Source organism: Teichococcus aerophilus (assembly GCF_014490485.1).
GTDB classification, from domain to species: Bacteria; Pseudomonadota; Alphaproteobacteria; order Acetobacterales; family Acetobacteraceae; genus Pseudoroseomonas; species Pseudoroseomonas aerophila.
This window is the reverse complement of record NZ_JACTVA010000066.1, coordinates 1-20,890: the sequence shown is the minus strand read 5'-3', so window position 1 is coordinate 20,890 and position 20,890 is coordinate 1. Positions and strand designations below refer to the sequence as shown.

Sequence of the window (20,890 nt, the reverse complement as noted above, 5' to 3'; positions counted from 1 at the left end):
CGCGGTGCCGCCGGCGGTGCCGAGCGTGGCGCCGGGCGCTTCGCCCCCCGCATAGCGCGCCCGGAAGGCCGCGCACCCCGGCGCGATGAGGCCGAGGCGCCCCAGGGCCGCTTCCGCCCCGAGCGCGCCCAGGGTGAACGCACGCCGGGCGACCGCCGGCAGGGTGACCGTCCCCACGGCGACCGTCCCCACTCCGGGCGCACATATACTGATAACGCCCAGAGCGAGCGCCCGCGCGGTGGCCGCCCGCAATCCGCGCGCCCCCAGCCTGGCTACCCGCGCGCCGAGCAGGACGAGCAGGGTGCCGAGCGCGCGCCGCGCCAGGACAGCCGCCCCGCCTTCCGCCGCGATGATGCCGCCGGCGCCCCGCGCGGTCGCTTCCAGCCCGAGCGTGGCGAGCGGCCGGAAGGCCGCGCCACCCGCCCGCCCGGCCGCTTCCAGGACCGCGCGCCGGAACTGGACGTGCCGCCGCCGATGCCCCGCCTCTCCCGCGCACCGCGGGACCAGGAGATGGCGGCGCCCAACGGCTCGCTCTGGCTGTACGGGCAACATGCCGTCGCCGCCGCGCTGGCAAATCCGAATCGCCGCGTCCGCCGCCTGCTGCTGACCGCCGATGCGGAAGAGACCCTGGCCGAGCGCCTGCCCCGCCCCTGGCGCCTGCAGGCCGAGCGGGTGGAGAAGAACCGCTTCCAGACCTTCCTGACCGAGGATGCCGTGCACCAGGGCGCCGCCCTGCTGGCCGACCCGCTGCCGCCGGCGGACCTGGAGGACGCGCTGGCGGCCTCCAACGGCCCCGTGCTGCTGCTGGACCAGGTGACCGACCCGCGCAATGTCGGCGCCATCCTGCGCTCGGCCGCCGCCTTCGGCGCCGCCGCCGTGGTGATGCAGGACCGCAATGCCCCGCCGGAGACGGCGGCGCTGGCCCGTACCGCCAGCGGCGCGCTGGAAATCGTGCCCGTGGTGCGGGAAGTGAACCTCTCCCGCACCATCGTCACGCTGCAGAAGGCCGGCTTCTGGGTCATGGGCCTGGACGGCGCGGCGACGCGCGAGCTGGCCGAGGCCAAGCCGACCGACCGCCGCGTCGCCCTGGTGCTGGGCGCCGAGGATACCGGCCTGCGCCGCCTGCAGCGCGAGACCTGCGACGAACTGGTGCGCCTGCCCATCGTGGCGGAGGTGGAGAGCCTGAACGTCTCCGCCGCCGCCACGGTGGCCTTGTACGAACTGGCCCGGAAGGGCTGAAGGGCGGGACCGAGGGGCGCCCCTCCTCGGTCTCCCCTGGCAGGACAAGGTCCCCGCACCCGCGATCGGCCGGGCGTTTGCCTCGGCCGGGGTCGGTGGCTGCCAACTCCGTAAATAGCCTGAGCAGGTCGGGGCAGTTTTTCCTGCGCCGGTTTTGCCGATGTTGCTGTCTCTGTCAGGCACATCCGTGCGACGCACCGAGCCACCCTCGGCACGGACAGGAAAGGCCGGGGAAGGAATTCCCAGGACCCCATCTTTTTTCTGCGAGTCTTTCGGGGTGGCCGATGCCGCGTTGGCCTTTTCGGGCCAGGGGCGGGGCGACGCCTGGGGCTGCTGGTTCAGCCCAGGTGGCCCTTTCTCACCGCCGCACCTGCTGATCCTCAAGCCTCACGCCAACTGACAAAAAAGATGGCGTAAACGTATACGTTTACGCAGGGGGAGTTCCTTCTCCAGACCTGCCCCTCTTACCCTGAGCCGAAGGTGACCGGCCGAAAATCCATCCGCCCAGAATCGGCACCACCGGCGAGACCTGACAGCAGCGTGAACCGCGAGACAGCCACCGTTCACGCTTTCTCAACCCTTGGCCGCCATTGTGCGACAGCCGGCCCACGGAATCAGGGGCCGGGACCACTGCCAAAACGGCGCAGCAAGGGGATACCGCGATGCGGCCCGCCGAATGGCACCATCTTTCCGATACGATGCAGATCGAACTCTCCCGCCAGGCGCTGGAGCGTGCGGCCGAGACCCTGGCCTCCCATGCCGAATTGCTGGCGCGGGAAATGGAAGGTGGCTCGTTGCTCGACCAGGGCGGGCCGGAGGCGCTGCGCCTGTTCGCCGCCGTGGTGCGCGCCACCAATGCCAGCACCTATGGCGTGGCCGGCCACGCGTGACCCACGCCGTGGCAACAGGCACCGACAGATATCAACTAAGATAAAAGCGTATTTTATCATTCCATCGCTGGATAATGTCGATATCCTGAACCCACTCGACCTGGGGACACGTCATGGATATCGACCCTCCCGCCATCACTCCGCCCTGCGGCTTCCTGACGGAGCCGCCGGAGGTGGTGGATACGCCGATGCTGTTGAGCCTGTGCGCGGCGCTTCTCTTCGTCGCGGCGCAGCTCTGGTCCTTGGCGGGCTGAAACCCGCCGCTTCACCCCTTGCCGCACGCAGGAAGCAGGCGCATCGTCCCGCCCGATTTTCGGTGCTCCGGGAGTAATGAACGATGAGCGTGACTTCGACTGGCAAGAACAAGGCGCTGCAGGACCGGCGTGAATCGGCGGTGCCGCGTGGCCTGGGCATCCAGCTGCCCGTCTTCGCCGCCAAGGCGGAGAACGCCGAGATCACCGACATCGAAGGCAAGCGCTACATCGACTTTGGCGCCGGCATCGCCGTGGTGAACACCGGCCACATGCACCCCAAGGTGAAGGCCGCCGTCGCCGCGCAGCTGGAGAATTTCAGCCACACCTGCATCCAGGTGATGCCGTATGAGGGCTATATCCGCCTGGCGGAGCGGCTGAACGCCGTCGTCCCCACCCGCGGCCCGCGCAAGACCATCTTCCTGACCACCGGCGCCGAGGCGATCGAGAACGCCGTCAAGATCGCCAAGGCGCATACCGGCCGCAGCGGCGTCATCGCCTTCTCCGGCGCCTTCCATGGCCGCACGCTGATGGGCATGGCGCTGACCGGCAAGGTCGTCCCCTACAAGGTCGGCTTCGGCGCGATGCCGAGCGACGTCTACCACCTGCCCTTCCCCGTGACCTATCACGGCAAGGAAGTGGAGCAGACGCTCGACGCGCTGGACGTCATGTTCCGCGCCGACGTGGACCCGAAGCGTATCGCCGCCATGATCATCGAGCCGGTGCAGGGCGAGGGTGGCTTCTACATCGCGCAGGCCGAGCTGCTGCAGGGCATCCGCCGCATCTGCGACGAGCATGGCATCGTCATGATCGTCGATGAGGTGCAGACCGGCTTCGCCCGCACCGGCAAGATGTTCGCCATCGAGCATTCCGGCGTCGAGCCCGACCTGATGACCATGGCGAAGGCGCTGGCCGGCGGCTTCCCGCTCTCCGCCGTCACCGGCAAGGCCGAGATCATGGACGCACCTGGCCCCGGTGGCCTTGGCGGCACCTATGGCGGCAACCCGCTGGCCTGCGCCGCCGGCAACGCGGTGCTGGACATCATTGAGGAAGAGAATCTCTGCGCCCGCGCCAATGAGATCGGCGACCTGTTCGTCGCCCGCATCAAGCAGCTGCAGGACAGCAACAGCCTGAAGGGCGTCATCGGCGACATCCGCGCGCTCGGCGCGATGGTGGCGATGGAACTGGTGGCCGGCGGCGAAGCCGACCGTCCGGACCCGGATCTGGCCAAGGCGCTGGTGCAGCGGGCCGGCCAGAAGGGCCTGGTGCTGCTCTCCTGCGGCGTGCGCGGCAACGTCATCCGCTTCCTGGTGCCGCTGACGGCGTCCGATGCCCTGATCAACGAGGGCATGGATATCCTGGCCGACTGCATGCGGGAATGCGTGGCCGAACGCGCCGCCTGACCCTGTGACCCTGCTAGGCTCGCTGCTGCGCGTGGCAGCGGGCGGCGCCCTGCTGGCGGTGATCCTGCTGGCAGTGGCGCGCCTTGGGGTTCCGCCGGGGATGCGCGGCCAGGCCGGCATCCCCGACACCCTGCTGGCCATCGGCCTGGACAGGTGGCGGGATATCGCCTTGCTCGGCGCCGCCATCGCGCTCGGCACTTCCCTGCTGAACCGCCTGTTGCCCGAGGATACCGCCCGCGCCCTGCGCGGCGGGTTCTGGACAGGCTTAATCGCCATGGTCTTCATCCAGCAGGGCGCCACCTTCCTGCTGCACCACCTGTTCCACGCGCTGCCTGACCAGGGCTACAGCCTGCTGCCGCTGCCCGGCTGGTGGCACATGCCGCAACTGGTGGCGCTGGCCCTGGCCGGCGGCATCGCGGGCGCCGTGCTGTCCCTGCTGCTGCTCTGGCTGCCGGTGCCGGACCTGCTGGCCGGCCTGGCCTTCGGCACGTTCGGCCTCGCCCTGTTGGCGGGCGGGGTGCCCCTACCGGCGTGGCCGCTGCCGCCCCTGCCGCTGCCGCCGCTGACTGCGGAAAATCCCGGCTGGTGGGCCAACCTCACCGTCAATGGCGGCTGGGGGCTGGGCGCCGCCCTGCTGATGCGCCCCCTCGTCCTCCGCAGCGACGGCAGCGAGCCGGAGTAGGCACCGGCGGGCGGCCTACGGCCGACATTTGGCTCGGGGTGGGAAGGAAGGTCAGGGGAATAAATTCCTCTCAAACCTCATCTTTTCTGTCAGTCGGCGTGGGGCTTCAGGGCCAGCCGGTGCGGTCGTGGGCCACCTGGACTGAACCCTCTGCTTCCGGCGTCATCCCGCCCTTGGCCGCATCGGCGACCCCCCCGAAAAACTCGCAGAAAAAAGATGGGGTCCGGGGAATTCCTTCCCCGGCCTTCCCTGCCCAAAACTGAAATGTCGATCCGGCCCGGTCGGAGCGCCCATCCCCGTATCCGGATCCAGCGATGCCCTCGTTGCGGATCCGGGCGAGATCTCTCTCGCACAGCGCAACGCTTTCGCTCTTCGCCACGTTATCGGCGCGGCTGCCTGAAGCGCAGCGCATTGGACAACCAGCATCGAGGTGGTGACGCGCGGGATGGGCAGCAGGCCACGTCCCGTGCCGTCATGACAAATCAGGAATCGCAAGATGTCATCCGCAGCCTATACGACAATCCACACGGATGCCGCGCCGACCGCTGCTCTTGTGACCCCCCGCCGGGTGTCCTGGGGCGCTATCTTCGTCGGCACCATCCTCGCCATCGTGGTCTCGATCACGCTCAACACGCTGGGCGGCGCCATCGGCGCCAACATGGTGGATGCCACGCAGCGCGCCACGCCCGACGCGTCCAGCTTCGGCATTGCCGGCGGCATCTGGCTGCTGGTCGCCAACCTGATCTCCCTCGCCGTCGGCGCCTATGTCGCCGCCCGCCTGTCCGGCGCGGTGGAAAAGGGTGACGCCACGCTGCACGGCCTGGCCGTCTGGGCCACCGCCACCCTGCTGGCGGTGATGCTGGTGGGCAACCTGGCGGGCAAGGCGGTCTCCACCGCGGGCGCCGGCCTGTCCTCCGTCATGGGCGGCGTCGCCAGCGGGGCCGGCAATGCCGCTGCCGCCGCCGGGCGCGAGGCGTCCGACCGTACGGACAACTCCACCCTGCGCTCCCTGACCGACCAGGCGACGGACCGCGCCCGCAATGCGCTGACCGCCCCCAGCGGCGACCCGGCGCAGATGAACGCGGACCAGCGCAAGGCGGAGATCGGCCGTCTGGTCGGCCAGCGCGTCACCAGCGGCCCGCTGCCGCAGCAGGACATGGACCGCCTGACGGCCCTGGTCTCGGCCGAGGCCGGCATCAGCCAGGATGAGGCCCGTACCCGCATCCAGCAGACCGAGCAGCAGGCCCAGCGCACCCTGGACGAGGCCGAGGCGAAGGCCCGTCAGGCAGCGGACGCCACCGCCAAGGCGGCTTCCGTGGCCGGCTACTGGATCTTCGGCACGCTGCTGCTGGGCGCCATCGTGGCCGCCTTCGCCGCCCGCGCCGGCGCCCGTAGCGACCGCCTGTACCGCTGAGGGCGCAGCCGTTCCTAGGACAGGTCCGCCGCGCGCCATTGCGGCGGACCGCCCCCGGAATTCGTCCGGATCGTGCTGCCGGCAGCTTCAGCTTCCAGCAGCCACGCCTCGACACTCAGGAACGGCGACCGGGCGGGGGAAGGACACTTCGCCCGCCCTTTCCATGTCCGCTTCTTCAACAGAGGCATCGCCATGGCGCTTGTAAGCACCGTGGCCGTGAGGACGATGAGCCGTCTGGCCCCGGCGCGAGTGGACCGACGCTGCTTCAGCGCCGGGAAGCGGCCCGGCCTTGCGGCGGGGTTGGTGTCCGAGGCGCCGATCGACATTCGGCTCAGAGCGGGGAGGAGGGTCCGGGGAATGAATCCCCTAAACCCCATCTTTTTTTCTGTCAGTTGGCGTAGGGCTTCAGAACTACGGGATGGCGCCAGGGAAAAGGTTATGGGCCACCTGGGCTGAACCATCAGCCTCCGGCGGTCATGGACCTTCGGCGTAACCCGGTCCCGACAGGCTGCCGCTGCGGCGGCCGCACCCGGAAGACTCGCAAACGAAAGATGGGGTCCAGGGAAGTCCTTCCCCGGCCTTCCTGCTCCAGGCCGAACATCGATCTGGCGTCACCGCTGCCGGGCCCAGATCTTCCGGACGACCAGCAGCACCCCTTCCTTGGCCAGCCCGAGCAATCCCCCCGCGAGGAAGAACAGCGAGACCAGCATCAGCCAGCCCATGACCGCCATGGTGTACAGCAATCCGCCAATATCGACCCCGGCGACGATGCAGGGCTGGGCGAAACCTTCGTGCAGACCGCAGCCATTCAGCTCGGCAATCAGCCCGGCCAGAGCAACGGACGCAAGCGGTGCGATACCGATGAGAACCATCAGGATCAGCAGCCAGATGCGCCAGGGTACTCTGCTCAAGGCTTGGCCTTTCGGTATCGCAGCCGCAGCGTGCGCTGCGGGCAGTCACTCAAAGGGCAGGTTCAACGGCCAGAGTCAAAGCGGCGCGCTGCAGCCGGCCCATGGGGACGGCCCTGGCCGGCCAGCCAATGGCCTTCCGCTGGCCAGGGCAGCCACCGGCTGAAAGCGCGCCACTGGCTCGGCTTTGCTCCCTCCCCTGATGACACCCTCGCCGGAGGTGCTATGAAGCGCCTGCGAACGGCCAAGGGGAGAAAACCCGGCCGGACGGGCTTGAAAAACGCCCGCTGTTGAAGTTGAACGGACAGGCCGTTTGCCGGGTTAGCACAGCGGTAGTGCAGCGGTTTTGTAAACCGAAGGTCGGGGGTTCGATCCCCTCACCCGGCATACCCCCCTCTCCGCCCGCTGGCGCCAGGCCAGAGGCCGGGCCAAGGCCTTCACGGCCTCGCCCGGCCCCGGCTCTCACTCCAACGGAATGCGGTTGTCGCCCAGCACGGCTTTGTAGCGCTCCACCTCGGCCGCCACGAAGGTGCCGAATTCCGGGCCGCGCCGCGTGGCGGCGATGGTGCTGGCATCGGCCAGCATCTTCAGCACCGGCGGCGCCTTCAGCGCCTGGTCGATCGCGGCGGCGGCCGTCGCTACCACCTCCGGTGGCAGGCCGGCGGGGCCGAACAGCCCGACCCAGCTCATCGCATCGATATCGCCATAGCCCTGCTCCTGTAGTGTCGGCAGGTCCGGGAAGCGGCCAATCCGCGCCAGCGTCCCCGCCGCCAGCGGCCGCAGCCTGCCATCGGCGATCTGCGGCGCCACGGCACTGACGCCGTCGATCGCCATGCTCACCCGCCCGGCCAGCAGATCCGCCATTGCCGGCGCGCTGCCGCGATACGGCACATGCGTCAGTTCCAGCCCCGCCTTCTGCGCGAACATTGCACTGGCCAGGTGGTGCACGGAGCCGATGCCGGCCGAGGCATAGGTCACGCTGCCGGGCCTGGCCTTCGCCGCCGCCACCAGCTCCGCCGTGCTGCCGAAGGGCGAGCTCGCCGGTACCACCAGCATGTGCGGGTGCACCGCCACCTGCGCGATCGGCGTCAGGTCCTGCACCGGGTCGTAGGGCAGGTCCTTGAACAGGGCGGCCGCCACCGCATTCGGCGTCGAATGCCCCAGCAGCAGCACGGAGCCATCGGCCGGCGCCCGCACCGCGGCCGCCGTGGCCAGGGTGCCGGAAGCTCCGGTCCGGTTTTCCACCACGAAGGTCTGGCCCAGCGTGGCGGTCATCTGCTCCGCCATCGCCCGCGCCACAATGTCGGCGAAGCCGCCCGGCGCGAAGCCGACCAGCACCCGCACCGGCCGCTGCGGCCAGGGCGCGGCCTGGGCCAGCGCCGCCCGCCCCGGGCCCATGCCCGCCAGCCCCAGCCCCGCGAGCATCGCCCGCGCCGTAAAATCCCGTCTCAGCATCCGCGTCACGCTCCTCCACCGACGGGTGCTTCCACCGCGTCCGCCCGGCCGCCTGCACGGCATTTCAACCCTGGGCGGGAGAGTATGGGGGCTTGGGGGGAGGGGGAAGGTCGGGGGAATGAATTCCCCCGAACCCCCTTCTTTTTTCTGCGAGTTTTTTGGGCGCGGCTGTTGGGGCGTCAGCTTTGCCTCCAATGGCGGGCGGGGGGTTTTGGTCCGATGGCCCACGGTATTCCGCATGGTTCCGTCGCGTGCCGGTCCTGAAGCCTGACGCCAGCTGAGGGAAGAACTATGGATTTCAGGGGAAGGCATTCCCCTGGCCTTCCCTTGCCGCCTCCGGCCCGATGTAGCTTGGCCGCAGGCATGTTCCATGCATCAGCCTGACATGCTCCAGCCAGATCGAGAGATTCCTGATGCAGCAGCAATTGGAAAATTGCAGGCGCAGCCTGGATGAATAAATCAGGCCGCTGCTGTCACCAGTTCCGCCCCCGCACCCGCCAGACTCGCGAAAAAGAAGGGGTCTGGGGAATTCCTTCCCCAGCCTTCCTCTCCCGCTCCGTCAGCCCAACGTCGCCAGGAACTCCCCCAGCGCCACGTTGAACGCCGCCGGACGCTCGAAATAGGCGGAGTGGCCGGCATCGGCGATCTCGACGTGCCGGGCCCGCGGCATGGCGGCGGCCAGGAAGGGTGCGACCGGGGAGGCGAAGACCACGTCCTCCGCGCCGGTGATCCACAGGGTGGGCGTGGCGATGGCGGCCAGGGCGCTGGCCGGCCGGTCCCGGGTGCTGAACAGGCGGCGGCGCAGGGCGTCCTTGTCCAGCCCGACGCTCAGTTCGTCGATGGCGCGGTAGAGGAAGTGGGCGGCGGGCTGCTCCTCCGCGCCGCGCAGGCCGATGGCGGGGTGCACGCCGCGCGCGGCGCCCTGGCGGAGCGCGGCCTCGGACCGCGTGGCCCAGGCGGCGTGGGCGTCCAGCGCCGCGGCGCCGGCCTGGCGTGGATCGATCGGGCCGGAGGTCGCCGCCAGCACCAGCCCGCGCAGCACGCCAGGATGGGCCAGGGCGAAGGTGATGCCGGTCCAGCCCCCCATGGACTGGCCGACCAGCACCGGGTTCTGCAGCCCGAGATGCGCGATCAGCGCGGCGAGGTCCTCGGCATAGGCGGCGGGGTCGGGGCCGTCCGCCGGGGTGTCGGAGGGCGCGAAGCCCTGGTGGCTGAAGGTGACGCAGCAATGGCTGGCGGCGAAATGGCCGACCTGCTGCCACCAGGAGAGGTGGTTGCCGCCCAGCCCGTGCGCGAAGACCAGCGCCGGCCCTTCCCCGGTCACTTCGTAGTACAGCCGGCCGAAGGGGCGCGGGACGAAGCCGCGCTGGCGTGGGGCGGTGCCGCCGGGGACGGCGAAGGGCGGGGTGGCGGGCATGGGAAACCTCCGTGCTGTGCCCGTGCAGCTTGCGCGCACCGGCGCCGCGCGTCGATCCGTGCCCGTGGTGATCAAGCCCGCGAAGGGTGCTTGATGATGATAATGATTCTCACTATCACTCGCAACTGTATCGCCGAGCTATCGCTTCAAGCCCGAAGCGTCCGGGCGAATCGGAGCTTTCACCCATGGCATTCCCGCGGCCGCGCCTGCTGCTGACCCTCCTGGCCACGACGGCCCTCCATACCGTGGCGCTTTCCCCCATCCTGGCGGCGCGGGCGCAAACGCCACCTGCGGCCGGCGACGCCATCGCCCCCACGCAGCTGCCGCCGGTGAATGTGCGGGCCGAGCGCATCCCGGCCGCCGAGCGCCCCTTCGTCACCCCCGCCCCCGTCAGCAGCGTGACGCCGGAGCAGATCGAGCAAACCGGCAACGACCCGAAGCGGCTGCTGGAGATGACGCCGGGCGTCGCCGTCAACAACATCGCCTCCCAGCCCGGCGTGCAGGTCAATATCCGCGGCATGGAAGGCTTCGGCCGCGTCAACACCATGATCGACGGCGTGCGCCAGACCTTCCGCGTCGCCGGGCATGAAGGCGGCAGCTTCGCCTATATCGACCCGCTGTTCCTCTCCGGGGTGGAGATCGAGCGCGGCGCCATCACCACCGCCGGCGGCATGGGCGCGCTGGCGGGCTCGGTGAATTTCCGCACGCTGACGGCGGATGACATCATCCGCCCCGGCAACAGCGCCGGCGGCCGCGCCACCGTCATGGCGGGGGATAACGGCTACAACATCTCGGGCGGCGTCGTCGGCGCGGCGCGGGCGGGCAATGGCGTCAGCGTGCTGGCGGGTGTCAGCGGCCTCAACCAGTCGCGCTACGACAACGGGCATGGCGACACGGTGGAGAACACGCAGCAGAACATGCGCAACGGCCTGCTGAAGCTGGGATTCGAGCCATCGCCGGAACACCGCCTCACTCTCAGCGGCCGCGTCTACACCAATACCTTCAGCTCCAACTATTACGACCAGCGGATGCAGGTGAACACGCTGGCCGCTGCCTATGACTACAACCCCGGCAGCCAGTGGGTCGATCTGCACGCCAACCTTTCCTACAACCAGGCGCGGATGAACTGGTACGACCGCAACAACGGCAGCGGCTGGGGGACCAGCAGCGGCCGGTTGCTGACCGATACGGCCTATGGCTTCGACATCTCCAACACCTCCCGCTTCGCGCTCGGCCCGCTAGACGTGCGTTGGGACTACGGCGCGCAATACGCACAGAACGAGGTCTCCACCCGCAGCGGCGGCGTGAACCCGGACGGCACGCTGAAGATCGGCGGCGTCTTCTCCCAGACCACCTTCACGCGTGGCATCGTCGATGTCATCGCGGGGCTTCGCTACGACCATTACCAGCTGGATGGCGAAGGCTACGCGGCGCCGACCAACGCGCCCGTGCCCGTCACCGGCACCTTCCAGGCGGACCGGGAGGAAGGCCGCGCCAGCCCGAAATTCACCCTTTCCGTGCGGCCGGCGGAGTGGCTGCAGCTCTACACCTCCTATGGCTGGACCTTCCGGCCGCCGACGACGGCGGAGACGCTGTATTCCGGCGTGCATGCCGGCGCGACCTCCAGCTTCTATCCCAACCCCTATCTGCGGGCCGAACGCGGCCAGGGGGTGGAGGTCGGCTTCAACATCCTGACGCAGGACGTGCTGCGCCAAGGTGACAGCCTGCGCCTGAAGGCCGGCCTCTTCCGCACGGAGGTGGAGGACTTCATCAACCTGGTCAGCGTGCAGGACAGCCGCCGCAGCACCAAGAACTTCTACCAGAACGTCGCCGGCACCAGCACGCTCAGCGGCGTGGAGGTGGAAGGCGGCTACGATATCGGCGTCGCCTACGCCAACCTGTCCTTCACCCATACGGATATCGAGTACGCGAATGCGGCGGCGCAGAACTTCCTGCCGGACACTATGTTCGGCATCGATATCGGCGCCCGGCTGTTCGACCGCAGCGTGACCGTCGGCACCCGCGTGCGCGCCTATGGCAGCACCCAGGGCCGCTCCTCCCCCACCGCCGCGCCGACCGGCTCCTACACGCTGATCGACCTGTACGGCTCCTGGGCGGTGAACGACCGGATGCGCGTCTTCGCCAACGCCACCAACCTGGCCGACATCGCCTACACCCAGGCACTGTCCGAGACGACAGATAGCGGCCGTGGCCGCACCATCATCGGCGGCCTCACTGTCAGTTTCTGAGACGCGGCCTGCCGGACCCTGCCTTCTGGCTTCCTCTCGTCCAGGCCGCGTGCCGTGCCGGACGGGGACAGCCATCCGTGCCCGCCCGCAGCGCCCGGCCAGTGAGTGAGGCTGGCCGCGTGTGGCCATCGCCTACCGGCCGCACGCGGCCATTGAATGAGAATGAGTATCAATCCTATGTTTGACCCGTGGAGGGCCATGACGTGACCGAACAGGAAACCTTGCTGGGTGCGCCCGGCGCCCGCCTCCGCTCCGCCTGGCAGGCGGCGCGCGGCAGCCACCCGCAGGCCCGGGTGCGCGACATCGCCGCCATCCTCGGCGTGCCGGAAGCCAGCCTGGTCGCCAGCCAGGTGGGCGAGGCCGCGCGCCGCCTGGGCAGCGACTTCGCCGCCCTGATCCGCGCCCTGCCCACGCTGGGGGAGGTGATGGTGCTGACCCGCAACCAGCATTGCGTGCATGAGAAGGTCGGCAGCTTCGGCCGCATCAGCATCCCTGGCCATATCGCCACCGTGGCGAATGGCGAGGTGGACCTGCGCATCTTCCTCAACCACTGGCACCACGGCTTCGCGTTGGAGGAGGCGCTGCCGGAGGGCAAGACCCGCCGCAGCCTGCAGTTCTTCGATGCCGAGGGCGTCGCCGTCCACAAGATCTACGCCCGGCCGGAGACCGACCTCGCGGCCTGGGAAGCCCTGGTCGCCGCGCATCTGGCGCCGGCGCAGGATGACAGCTTCGCCCCCATCACCCTCCCCGCCGCCCCGCCGCTACGCCCGGATGCCGAGATCGACGTCGCGGCGCTGCGGCAGGACTGGCTGGCGCTGGAGGACACGCACGACTTCGCCCGCATGCTGCGCGCCCACAAGGCCGGCCGCCACCAGGCGCTGCGGCTGGTGGGCGAGGACCTGGCCTTCCGCCTGACCCCGGCCGCGCCGCGCGCGCTGCTGGAAGCGGCGGCGGATTCCGCCACGCCGATCATGGTGTTCACCCGCAACCGCGGCTGCATCCAGATCCACACCGGGCCGGTGCACAACATCAAGGTGACCGGCCCCTGGCTGAACGTGCTGGATGCGCGCTTCGACCTGCATCTGCGCGAGGACGCGGTGGCCGAGGCCTGGGTGGTGCGCAAGCCGACGCGGGATGGCTGGCTGACGGCGGTGGAGTTGTATGATTCCACGCAGGAATACTTCACGCTGTTCTTCGGCGGCCGGAAGCCCGGGCAGCCGGAGCTGGAGAGCTGGCGCGGCATCGTCGCCAGCCTGACGAAGGCCTGAACCCATGCGCCATCCCATTCTCTCCCGCCGCGCGCTGCTGGCCGGCATGGCCGCCACGACCGGAGCCGTCATGACCGGGGCCGCGCACGCCGCCACCGTCATGGATGCGGACCAGCAGCAGGTCGCCGTCACCGACCTCTCCCGCATCGTCTCCCTCGGCGGCGACGTGACGGAGATCGTCTACGCGCTCGGGCTGGGGGGGAATGTGGTGGCGGTGGATACCACCAGCCTGTTCCCGCCGGCGGTCGAGGCCCTGCCCAAGGTGGGCTACCTGCGGCAGCTGGGCAGCGAGGCGCTGCTCTCCCTCCGCCCCAGCGTCATCCTTGCCAGCGGCGATGCCGGGCCGCCGGCGGCGCTGCGCCAGTTGCGCGGTGCCGGCGTGCCGCTGCTGCACATGGCGACCTCCCGCCACCCGGCGGACGTGGCCGAGAAGATCTCCCTCATCGCCCGCGCGCTGGACCACGACGCCGCCGGCCAGGCGATGCGCGCCCGCTTCGAGGCGGAGCTGGCCCGGGCGCAGACGGAGGTGGCCGGCTTCCCCACCCGCCCGCGCTGCTTGTTCATCCTGTCGATGAATGGCGGCGCCCCCATGGCCGCCGGCGCCAACACGGCGGCGGATGCGATGATCCGCCTGGCCGGCGGCAGCAACGTCTTCGCCGAAACCCATGGCTACAAGGCCATCTCCCCCGAAGTGGCGGCCGCCGCCGCACCGGACGTGCTGCTGATGATGTCCCATACGCTGGAGGGCATCGGCGGCCCGGCCGCCGCCGCCGCGCTGCCCGCCATCGCGGTGACGCCGGCGGGGCGGGACCGGCGCATCGCGGCGGTGGACGGCAACTTCCACCTGGGCTTCGGGCCGCGCCTGCCGGCCGCCATCACCCAGATCGCCCGCCGGATGCGGGGCCTGGAATGAGCGCCAGCGCCACCGGCATCGGCCTGCGGTTGGCCGACAAGCGGCGGCGGGAACGCCGCTGGCTGCTGGGGGGCGCCGGCATCCTGGCCTGCATCGTAGCGCTGGCCGGCTTCGGCATCGGCGCGCTGGCCATCCCACCCGCCACGGTACTGCATATCCTGGCCGCTCAGCTCGGCCTGGCCGATGCCGCGGGCATCGACCCGCTGCACCGGCAGGTCTTCCTCGCCATCCGCGCCCCGCGCGTGCTGCTGGGCTTCGGCGTCGGCGCCTCCCTGGCGCTGGCGGGCGCCGCCATGCAGGGGGTGTTCCGCAACCCGCTGGCCGACCCGGGGCTGATCGGCGTCTCCGCCGGCGCGGCGCTGGCGGCGGCCTGCATCATCGTCATCGGCCCGCCGGCCATCATCGGCGCGAGCTCTGTGCTGCGGCCCTGGATGCTGCCGCTCTCCGCCTTCGGCGGCGGGCTGCTGGCCACCGCCGCCGTCTACCTGCTGGCCCGGCATGAAGGCCGCGTCGTCACCTCCGTCATGCTGCTGGCCGGAGTGGCGCTGAACGCGCTGGTCGGCGCCGCCATCGGCTGGCTGACCTTCGTCGCCACCGACGAGCAACTCCGCAGCCTCACCTTCTGGACGCTCGGCAGCGTCGGCGGCGCCAACTGGGCCAGCGTGCTGCCGACGCTCATCCTGGCATTGCTGGCGGCTATCGGCCTTCTCCGCCTGGCTCCCGCCCTGAACCTGCTGGCACTGGGCGAGGCCGAGGCGCGCTCCCTGGGCTCCGACCCCGCCCGCACCGCCCGGCTCGTCGCCTGCTTCGCCGCCGTGGCGGTGGCCGCCGCCGTGGCCAGCGCCGGCATGGTGGGCTTCGTCGGCCTCGTCGCGCCGCATCTGGTGCGGCTGCTGGTCGGGCCGGACCACCGGGTGGTGTTGCCCGGCGCCGCGCTGGCCGGCGGCACGCTGCTGGTGCTGGCCGATATCGTCGCCCGCACCGTGGTGGTGCCGGCCGAGCTGCCGTTGGGCGTCGTCACCGCACTGGTCGGCGTGCCGTTCTTCTTCTGGCTGCTGCTGCGCTCCAAGCGCACGGGCCAGAGCGAGTGAGCACCGCCGCACTCGCCCTGCACCAGGCCTCGCTGCGTCGGGGCCGCCGGCTGGTGCTGCAGGACGTCACGCTGCAGGCCCGGCCCGGCCGCCTGTTGGCCATCATCGGCCCCAACGGCGCCGGCAAGACCTCCGCCCTCTCCCTCCTCTCCGGTGCCGCATCGGCCGAGGCCGGCGAGGTGCTGCTGGACGGCGACCCCCTGGCCCGCATCGGTGCCGAGGCGTTGGCCCGCCGCCGCGCTGTCGTCTCCCAGGGCGCGCGCATCGCCTTTCCCTTCCGCGTGCACGAGGCCATTGCCCTCGGCCGCGCGCCGCACCGGGGCCGCACCACCCACCACCAGGACGCTGCCCTGGTCGAGGAAGCCATGGCGCGGTTCGAGCTGCTGCACCTGGCCGAGCGCAGCGTCCCCACCCTCTCCGGCGGCGAGCAGCAGCGCGTGCAACTGGCCCGTGCCTTCGTCCAGCTGGACCGCCCGGTGCTGGACGGCACCGCCCGCTGGCTGCTGCTGGATGAGCCCGTCACCGGGCTGGACCCGGCCCACCAGGTGCGCGCCCTGGCCGAGGCCCGCCGCTTCGCCGATGCGGGCGGCGGCGTCATCGCCGTGCTGCACGACCTCCGCCTCGCCGCGCGCTACGCCGACGACGTGGCGCTGATCGAAGGTGGGCGCTGCACAGTGCTCGACACTCCGGCGGTGGTGCTGACGCCGGAACGCATCCGCCTCGCCTTTGGGTTGGACGAGGCGTCGGTGGGGCTGTTTCTCACGGCATGACGCCGTTGCGCCGCCAGGGGGGCTCTGCCCCCTGGACCTCGCTTGGGTGGTTGAATCGCCCCGGGCCCCGCCATTCGTTTTCAGAGACTCAGGTGGGCGGGTGCGCCGAGTGTGCATGATCCGCACCACTGACGGCGCAGCCCATGCGGCCTCTGTGTGCAAAGGCCCAGAGCATGATGCGTTCACACACCATGCTCTCCGTCGCTGTTTGACCGGGTGATTCAAGCCTCCGGTGATTCCGCCTCAAGCCATCACGTTCTAAGGCTGGTCGACATTCGACAGGGGGAGAGAAGGCCAGGGGAATGAATTCCCCTGGAACCCCATGTTTTTTCTGTCAGTTGGCGTGGGCTTCAGGATTGGCGGGTGCGGCTATGAGCAAGAACGTGAGTCATTCGGGCGATCGACCGGCCTCCAGCTGTCACGAACCTTCGGTGTAAACCGGTCTGGCCCAAAATGGCCGACGCCCCCCCATCCACACCCGAAAGACTCGCAGAAAGAAGAAGGGGTCTGGGGAATTCCTTCCCCAGCCTTCCTCCCATCTTGCCGCTCAACGCGTCAGAACGTCGCCTTCACCCGTAGCCCCGCCACGAAGGCATCCCGCAGCGGGCGCCCGGTCGTCTCGTTCGCTTCGTTGGCGGCCGGGTGCAGGATCCATTGCGCCATGGGCCGCAGGCTGAGGCGGTTGGGCAGGATGGCGATGTCGTAGTTCGCCTCGATCACCGCCTCGCCATCCCGGCGCGGGTAGGCGGGGTCGTCGAAGCGGGCGATGTCGGTATCCAGCCCGCGCGCGTCACCGCCGATGCGGGCGTAGGACACGCCGAGGGACGCCGTATCGCCGTTCTGCCCCAGCGGATTGGCCCAGGCCAGGCCGGCATCGGCCTGCCAGGTCACGGCGTTGCGGTTGGCTGGCTGCACGAAGCCGCGGGCGAAGGCGGCGATGCTCTGCCCGCCCTGGCGCCACAACGTGGCCTCGCCAATGGCGTAGGCGCCCTGGTTGTCCCGGTAGCGGCGCGGATTGCCGCTGGAGGCAGGGTCCGCCAGGGACAACCCGTCATCGGCATAGCGCTGCGCCGCGAAGTCGCCCCGCGCATGGTGCCAGAGGCCCAGCTTGCCGACCCAGGGGCGCGGCCCTTCCTCGCCTTCCGGCAGCGATGCGCCCACCACGGCTTCCAGGATCATGAAGCTGCCACCGGTGAAGCTGAAATTGGTGCCGTAGCGGTTGTGGCGCTGCGGGTCCGTCTCCTCGCCCCGGTTACCACCGGGGTCGCCGGCATAGAGGCCCATGCGGACGCCGCTGCCCCCTTCCGGGTCCCCCAGCGCCAGGCGGATGCCCGGCGCGGCGAAGGGATACGCAACTCCACCGCTGGGCAGACTGGTGGCCAGCGCCACCGGCCAACCGAACGTGCCGTTCACCAGTTTCCCGGCGGCCTCCGCCGTCGCGAACTCCGCATCCACCGCCAGTTGGCCGAAGCGGATGGAGCCGAAGCCACCGAACTGCCGCTGCAGCCACAACTCGTTCAGGCGAAGGGTCGGCAGCGCCTCGGCATTGCTCAGCGGTGCCAGGCTGCCGGTCAGCGCCTGGGTCGGCTGGCGGCCATAGATGCCGATGGCGCTGGCGTTGAAGCTCCACCCCTCCAGCGCTGGAGACACCAGCGTAGCCAGATCTGCCTCCAGCCCCAAAGTCAGCTGGCCGAGCGCCGAGGCATCCCGCCGCAAACCACCCCGCAGATTGACGAAGCCATCCGCCAGCAGGCCCGCGCTGGCACATAACCCCGGCGTCAGCGCATGGCCCGTGCTGCACCCCGCCTCCTCCGCCGCCTGGGCGGACGGGGCCGGCACCAACGCCGTGGCGGCCAGCAAAGCCATGCCCGCCAAGTGCGCGGGCCGGGATGTGATACGCATGGCGATACCCTTTCCAGAGCCTGACCGGAATCCGTGAGCGTTATAATGTTACATCTGCGGCGCTGTCGCGGGTGGGCGGCGCAGATGGGGAATTTGTCATCTGCGGGGCTAAACCACGTGGCAGAGGGAAAAGGCTGGGGAAGGAATTCCCCAGATCCCTTCTTTCTTATTTCGAGTTTTGCGGGCGAGGCTGTGGAAAGGATGGCCTTGGAGGACGGCTGGGTGCCCCGGAGGTCCTAGACCTCCGGCGACTGACGGTTCAGCCCGCGTGGCCCATTTTCATATCATCAGAAGCGTCCGCTCTCAGTCCTGAAGCGCCACGCCAAATTCGCAGAAAGAAAAGAAGGGGTCCGGGGAATTCCTTCCCCGGCCTTCACCTTCCCCGCCATGGCAAGCCCAACTCGCAGCGCCTCAGAGGGTAGCCGCCGCGCGCCGGCGGGCGCGGCGGGCTGCCAGCAGGCCATGCTCCGGCGCCAGCACCAAGGCCACCGCGAAGAGCGTGGAAAGCACGACGACGATGCTGCCGGCGGGCGAGACGTTGAAGTGGTAGCTGGCCAGGATGCCCAGCAGGTTGGATGCCACGGCGGCCGCCACCGCGATGGCGGCCATCCGCCCGAAGCGGTTGGCCAGCAGGTAGCCAATGCAGCCGGGCGTGATCAGCAGCGCCACCACCAGGATGACACCGACGGCCTGCACCCCCGCCACCACGGCGGCCGAGAGCAGGGCGAGGAACAGGATGCGCAGGGCGGCGACATTCAGGCCGATGCCGCGGGCGTGCACGGCGTCGAAGCAGAACAGCACCAGGTCCCGCCCCTTCACCGCCAGCACCAGCAGGGTCAGCCCGCCGACGATGACGGTCTGCCACATCTCGTCCGGCTCGATGCCCAGGATGTTGCCGAACAGGATGTGGGTGACGTGCGCCTCGGTGGTCAGGAAGGCCAGCAGCACCAGGCCGGCGGCAAACATGCCGGTGAACACCACGCCGAGCGCCGCATCCTCCTTCACCCGGCTATGGGTCTGGATGAAGCCGGCACCCAGCGCGCAGGCCATGCCGGCGATGAAGGCGCCGATGCCGAGCGGCGCGCCGATGGCGGAGGCGATGACGACGCCCGGCAGCACCGCGTGGGAGATGGCATCCCCCAGCAGCGACCAGCCCTTGAGCACGATGAAGCAGGAGAGCAGGGCGCAGGCGGTGGCCACCAGCGTGCCGGTGCCGATGGCCTGCAGCATGAAGCCATGGGTAAAGGGGGCCAGCAGGGCGTCGATCATGCCAGTTGCCCTCCGGCTTGGTCCTGGGCCTGGTCCTGCGCCCGCCGGCGGGCGCGGCGCCCGGCCAGCAGCCCGTGCCGCGGCGCCACCACCAGCACGACGAGGAAGATCGCCGCCTGCAGGCTGACGATGACGCCACCGGTGGAGCCATCGAGGAAGTAGCTGAGATAGGCGCCGGCGAAGGCGGTGGCGGCGCCCATGGCGGTGGCGATGCCCATCATGCGGCCGAAGCGGTCGGTCAGCAGGTAGGCGGTGGCACCCGGCGCCACCAGCATGGCGATGACCAGCACGGCCCCCACCGCCACCATGGCCGCCACCGCGACGGCGGCGACGGAGCCGAGCAGCAGCATCTGCAGCAGCCGCGTATTCAGCCCGATGGCCTGGGCGTGCGTGGCATCGAAGGCCCATAGCACCAGGTCCCGCCCCCGCAGCGCCAGCACCGCCAGCACGCCGCCGGCGACGATCATCATCTGCAGCGTATCCTCCGGCGCGATGCCGAGCACGTTGCCAAAGATGATGGTGCGCAGGCGGATATTGCTGGGGAACAGCGTCAGCAGCACCAGCCCCGCACCGAAGAAGGCCGTGAAGACGACGCCGATCGCCGCATCCTCCCGGATCCGGCTGTTGCGACGAATAAAACCCATGACCCAGGCGGCCAGCAGGCCGGAGGCGAAGGCGCCGAGCGCGAAGGGCAGGCCCAGGATCCAGGCCAGCGCCACCCCGGGCACCACGGCGTGGGAGAGTGCGTCCCCCAGCAGCGACCAGCCTTTCAGCGCCACGAAGCAGGACAGCATGCCGCAGATGCCGCCGATGGCCGCACTGACCAGCATGGCGTTGCGCATGTACTCGTATTCGAAGGGGATCAGCATGCCGGCTATTCCAGCGGCTGCAGGCGGCCGAGCACGCGGCCTTCCGCATCCAGCACCAGGGACTGGCCTTCGCCACCGGGCGCCAGGGTCAGCCCCGCCGCCGCCTGCACGGCGCCGGAGCCACCGAAGGCGCGCGCCAGGTTGGCGGGGGTGAACACCGCCTCCGTTGGCCCGGCCGCCAGCACGGTGCCCTTCACCAGCGCCACCTGGTCGCAGAATTGCGGCACGCTGGCGAGGTCGTGGGTGGAGACCAGGATGATCCGGCCTTCCTCACGCAGTTCCCGCAACAGCTGCATCATCTGTTCCTGGGTGGTGACGTCGACGCCGCCGAAGGGCTCGTCCAGCAGGATCAGCCGGCCATCCTGCGCCAGCGCGCGGGCCAGAAAGACCCGCTTCTTCTGCCCGCCCGAGAGCTGACCGATCTGCCGCTCCGCATGCTCCAGCATGCCGACGCGGGCGAGCCCGGCCTCCACCGCCGCGCGGTCGGCGGCGGTCGGGATACGCAGGCGGTTCATGTAGCCGTAGCGGCCCATCATCACGACGTCCCGCACACTGACGGGGAAGGCCCAGTCCACTTCCTCGCTCTGCGGCACGTAGGCGACGTGGTTCTGCCGCTGGGCCTCCCGCACCGCCTGGCCGCCGATGGTCACGCTGCCGGCGGCGGGGCGCACCATGCCCATGATGGCCTTGAACAGGGTGGACTTGCCGGCGCCGTTGACGCCCAGCAGGCCGCAGATGGTCGGCTGGTCCAGCCGCAGCGTCGCGTCGCGCAGCGCCACATGGCCGCTGGCATAGGCGACGCTGATGCCCTCCACCGCCAGGCGCGGCGTCCAGCCCGCCGTGCCGCCGGCGGCAGCGGCGCGGCCACCGGCCCAGCGGGCCAGCCAGCCGGTGGGCCGG

General features: G+C 70.1%; 18 protein-coding genes and 1 tRNA gene. 12 read left to right on the top strand and 7 right to left on the bottom strand.

The genetic code is table 11. The features are described 5' to 3' along the window. Positions 1–474: 474 nt before the first annotated feature. The 6 genes from rlmB to IBL26_RS22830 all read left to right on the top strand — a co-directional run bounded on the left by rlmB (position 475) and on the right by IBL26_RS22830 (position 5,879). Positions 475–1,239 (top strand): 23S rRNA (guanosine(2251)-2'-O)-methyltransferase RlmB, encoded by a 765-nt coding sequence (gene rlmB, locus IBL26_RS22855; protein WP_187786824.1) that lies wholly within the window; start codon positions 475–477, stop codon positions 1,237–1,239. Positions 1,240–1,901: 662 nt separating this feature from the next. Next, positions 1,902–2,129, top strand: a complete 228-nt coding sequence (locus IBL26_RS22850) for a hypothetical protein (RefSeq protein WP_187786819.1) — start codon at positions 1,902–1,904, stop codon at positions 2,127–2,129. A 113-nt stretch (positions 2,130–2,242) separates the two neighbouring features. Further along, the gene (locus IBL26_RS22845) at positions 2,243–2,383 is read left to right on the top strand and encodes a hypothetical protein (RefSeq protein WP_187786818.1); all 141 of its coding nucleotides are present in this window, start codon (positions 2,243–2,245) and stop codon (positions 2,381–2,383) included. A gap of 83 nt (positions 2,384–2,466) precedes the next feature. Then, on the top strand, positions 2,467–3,783 hold the full coding sequence (gene gabT / locus IBL26_RS22840; protein ID WP_194443698.1) for a 4-aminobutyrate--2-oxoglutarate transaminase: 1,317 nt from the start codon (positions 2,467–2,469) through the stop codon (positions 3,781–3,783). 4 nt (positions 3,784–3,787) lie between these two features. Beyond that, positions 3,788–4,465: a hypothetical protein gene (locus IBL26_RS22835; RefSeq protein WP_187786817.1), complete on the top strand. Its 678-nt coding sequence runs from the start codon at positions 3,788–3,790 to the stop codon at positions 4,463–4,465. Between the two features lie 496 nt (positions 4,466–4,961). Continuing rightward, a complete protein-coding gene (locus tag IBL26_RS22830; protein WP_187786816.1) occupies positions 4,962–5,879 on the top strand; it encodes a hypothetical protein in 918 nt (305 codons plus the stop codon). 611 nt (positions 5,880–6,490) lie between these two features. On the opposite strand, the gene IBL26_RS22825 is transcribed toward IBL26_RS22830, so the two are convergent. Then, positions 6,491–6,790: a hypothetical protein gene (locus tag IBL26_RS22825; RefSeq protein WP_206684293.1), complete on the bottom strand. Its 300-nt coding sequence runs from the start codon at positions 6,788–6,790 to the stop codon at positions 6,491–6,493. A 312-nt stretch (positions 6,791–7,102) separates the two neighbouring features. On the opposite strand from IBL26_RS22825, the gene IBL26_RS22820 reads away from it, so the two are divergent. Next, positions 7,103–7,174 (top strand) — tRNA-Thr (locus IBL26_RS22820). Positions 7,175–7,249: 75 nt separating this feature from the next. On the opposite strand, the gene IBL26_RS22815 is transcribed toward IBL26_RS22820, so the two are convergent. Beyond that, a complete protein-coding gene (locus IBL26_RS22815; protein ID WP_187786815.1) occupies positions 7,250–8,242 on the bottom strand; it encodes a Bug family tripartite tricarboxylate transporter substrate binding protein in 993 nt (330 codons plus the stop codon). Between the two features lie 559 nt (positions 8,243–8,801). Then, the gene (locus IBL26_RS22810) at positions 8,802–9,659 is read right to left on the bottom strand and encodes an alpha/beta fold hydrolase (protein WP_187786814.1); all 858 of its coding nucleotides are present in this window, start codon (positions 9,657–9,659) and stop codon (positions 8,802–8,804) included. 185 nt (positions 9,660–9,844) lie between these two features. On the opposite strand from IBL26_RS22810, the gene IBL26_RS22805 reads away from it, so the two are divergent. The 5 genes from IBL26_RS22805 to IBL26_RS22785 all read left to right on the top strand — a co-directional run bounded on the left by IBL26_RS22805 (position 9,845) and on the right by IBL26_RS22785 (position 15,950). After that, positions 9,845–11,908 carry a TonB-dependent receptor domain-containing protein gene (locus IBL26_RS22805; protein WP_187786813.1) on the top strand — a complete coding sequence of 688 codons (2,064 nt, stop codon included), beginning with the start codon at positions 9,845–9,847 and terminating at the stop codon, positions 11,906–11,908. A 203-nt stretch (positions 11,909–12,111) separates the two neighbouring features. Further along, a complete protein-coding gene (locus IBL26_RS22800) occupies positions 12,112–13,176 on the top strand; it encodes a hemin-degrading factor (RefSeq protein ID WP_187786812.1) in 1,065 nt (354 codons plus the stop codon). Between the two features lie 4 nt (positions 13,177–13,180). After that, positions 13,181–14,089: a heme/hemin ABC transporter substrate-binding protein gene (locus tag IBL26_RS22795; protein WP_187786811.1), complete on the top strand. Its 909-nt coding sequence runs from the start codon at positions 13,181–13,183 to the stop codon at positions 14,087–14,089. Continuing rightward, a complete protein-coding gene (locus IBL26_RS22790) occupies positions 14,086–15,180 on the top strand; it encodes a FecCD family ABC transporter permease (protein WP_187786810.1) in 1,095 nt (364 codons plus the stop codon). Before IBL26_RS22795 ends, IBL26_RS22790 begins: the two co-directional genes overlap by 4 nt. Beyond that, on the top strand, positions 15,177–15,950 hold the full coding sequence (locus IBL26_RS22785; RefSeq protein ID WP_187786809.1) for a heme ABC transporter ATP-binding protein: 774 nt from the start codon (positions 15,177–15,179) through the stop codon (positions 15,948–15,950). The genes IBL26_RS22790 and IBL26_RS22785 overlap by 4 nt, the downstream gene beginning before the upstream one ends. A gap of 555 nt (positions 15,951–16,505) precedes the next feature. Here IBL26_RS22785 and IBL26_RS22780 read toward each other — a convergent pair. The 4 genes from IBL26_RS22780 to IBL26_RS22765 form a co-directional block, all read right to left on the bottom strand. Further along, positions 16,506–17,852, bottom strand: coding sequence for a carbohydrate porin (locus IBL26_RS22780; RefSeq protein WP_187786808.1), 1,347 nt, complete (start codon positions 17,850–17,852; stop codon positions 16,506–16,508). 411 nt (positions 17,853–18,263) lie between these two features. Next, a complete protein-coding gene (locus tag IBL26_RS22775) occupies positions 18,264–19,121 on the bottom strand; it encodes a metal ABC transporter permease (protein WP_187786807.1) in 858 nt (285 codons plus the stop codon). Further along, positions 19,118–19,990 (bottom strand): metal ABC transporter permease, encoded by an 873-nt coding sequence (locus tag IBL26_RS22770; RefSeq protein ID WP_194443697.1) that lies wholly within the window; start codon positions 19,988–19,990, stop codon positions 19,118–19,120. The genes IBL26_RS22775 and IBL26_RS22770 overlap by 4 nt, the downstream gene beginning before the upstream one ends. Positions 19,991–19,995: 5 nt before the next feature. Beyond that, on the bottom strand, positions 19,996–20,890 hold an 895-nt coding region (locus IBL26_RS22765), incomplete at its 5' end, for a metal ABC transporter ATP-binding protein (protein ID WP_408901971.1).

What these genes read in the sequence shown, in the direction of transcription:
- IBL26_RS22810 (WP_187786814.1), bottom strand. Translation starts at nt 9,659, where the DNA reads ATGCCCGCCACCCCGCCCTTCGCCGTCCCCGGCGGCACCGCCCCACGC.
- IBL26_RS22845 (WP_187786818.1), top strand. Translation starts at nt 2,243, where the DNA reads ATGGATATCGACCCTCCCGCCATCACTCCGCCCTGCGGCTTCCTGACG.
- IBL26_RS22805 (WP_187786813.1), top strand. Translation starts at nt 9,845, where the DNA reads ATGGCATTCCCGCGGCCGCGCCTGCTGCTGACCCTCCTGGCCACGACG.
- IBL26_RS22850 (WP_187786819.1), top strand. Translation starts at nt 1,902, where the DNA reads ATGCGGCCCGCCGAATGGCACCATCTTTCCGATACGATGCAGATCGAA.
- IBL26_RS22815 (WP_187786815.1), bottom strand. Translation starts at nt 8,242, where the DNA reads ATGCTGAGACGGGATTTTACGGCGCGGGCGATGCTCGCGGGGCTGGGG.
- gabT (WP_194443698.1), top strand. Translation starts at nt 2,467, where the DNA reads ATGAGCGTGACTTCGACTGGCAAGAACAAGGCGCTGCAGGACCGGCGT.
- rlmB (WP_187786824.1), top strand. Translation starts at nt 475, where the DNA reads ATGCCCCGCCTCTCCCGCGCACCGCGGGACCAGGAGATGGCGGCGCCC.
- IBL26_RS22775 (WP_187786807.1), bottom strand. Translation starts at nt 19,121, where the DNA reads ATGATCGACGCCCTGCTGGCCCCCTTTACCCATGGCTTCATGCTGCAG.
- IBL26_RS22770 (WP_194443697.1), bottom strand. Translation starts at nt 19,990, where the DNA reads ATGCTGATCCCCTTCGAATACGAGTACATGCGCAACGCCATGCTGGTC.
- IBL26_RS22830 (WP_187786816.1), top strand. Translation starts at nt 4,962, where the DNA reads ATGTCATCCGCAGCCTATACGACAATCCACACGGATGCCGCGCCGACC.
- IBL26_RS22790 (WP_187786810.1), top strand. Translation starts at nt 14,086, where the DNA reads ATGAGCGCCAGCGCCACCGGCATCGGCCTGCGGTTGGCCGACAAGCGG.
- IBL26_RS22795 (WP_187786811.1), top strand. Translation starts at nt 13,181, where the DNA reads ATGCGCCATCCCATTCTCTCCCGCCGCGCGCTGCTGGCCGGCATGGCC.
- IBL26_RS22780 (WP_187786808.1), bottom strand. Translation starts at nt 17,852, where the DNA reads ATGCGTATCACATCCCGGCCCGCGCACTTGGCGGGCATGGCTTTGCTG.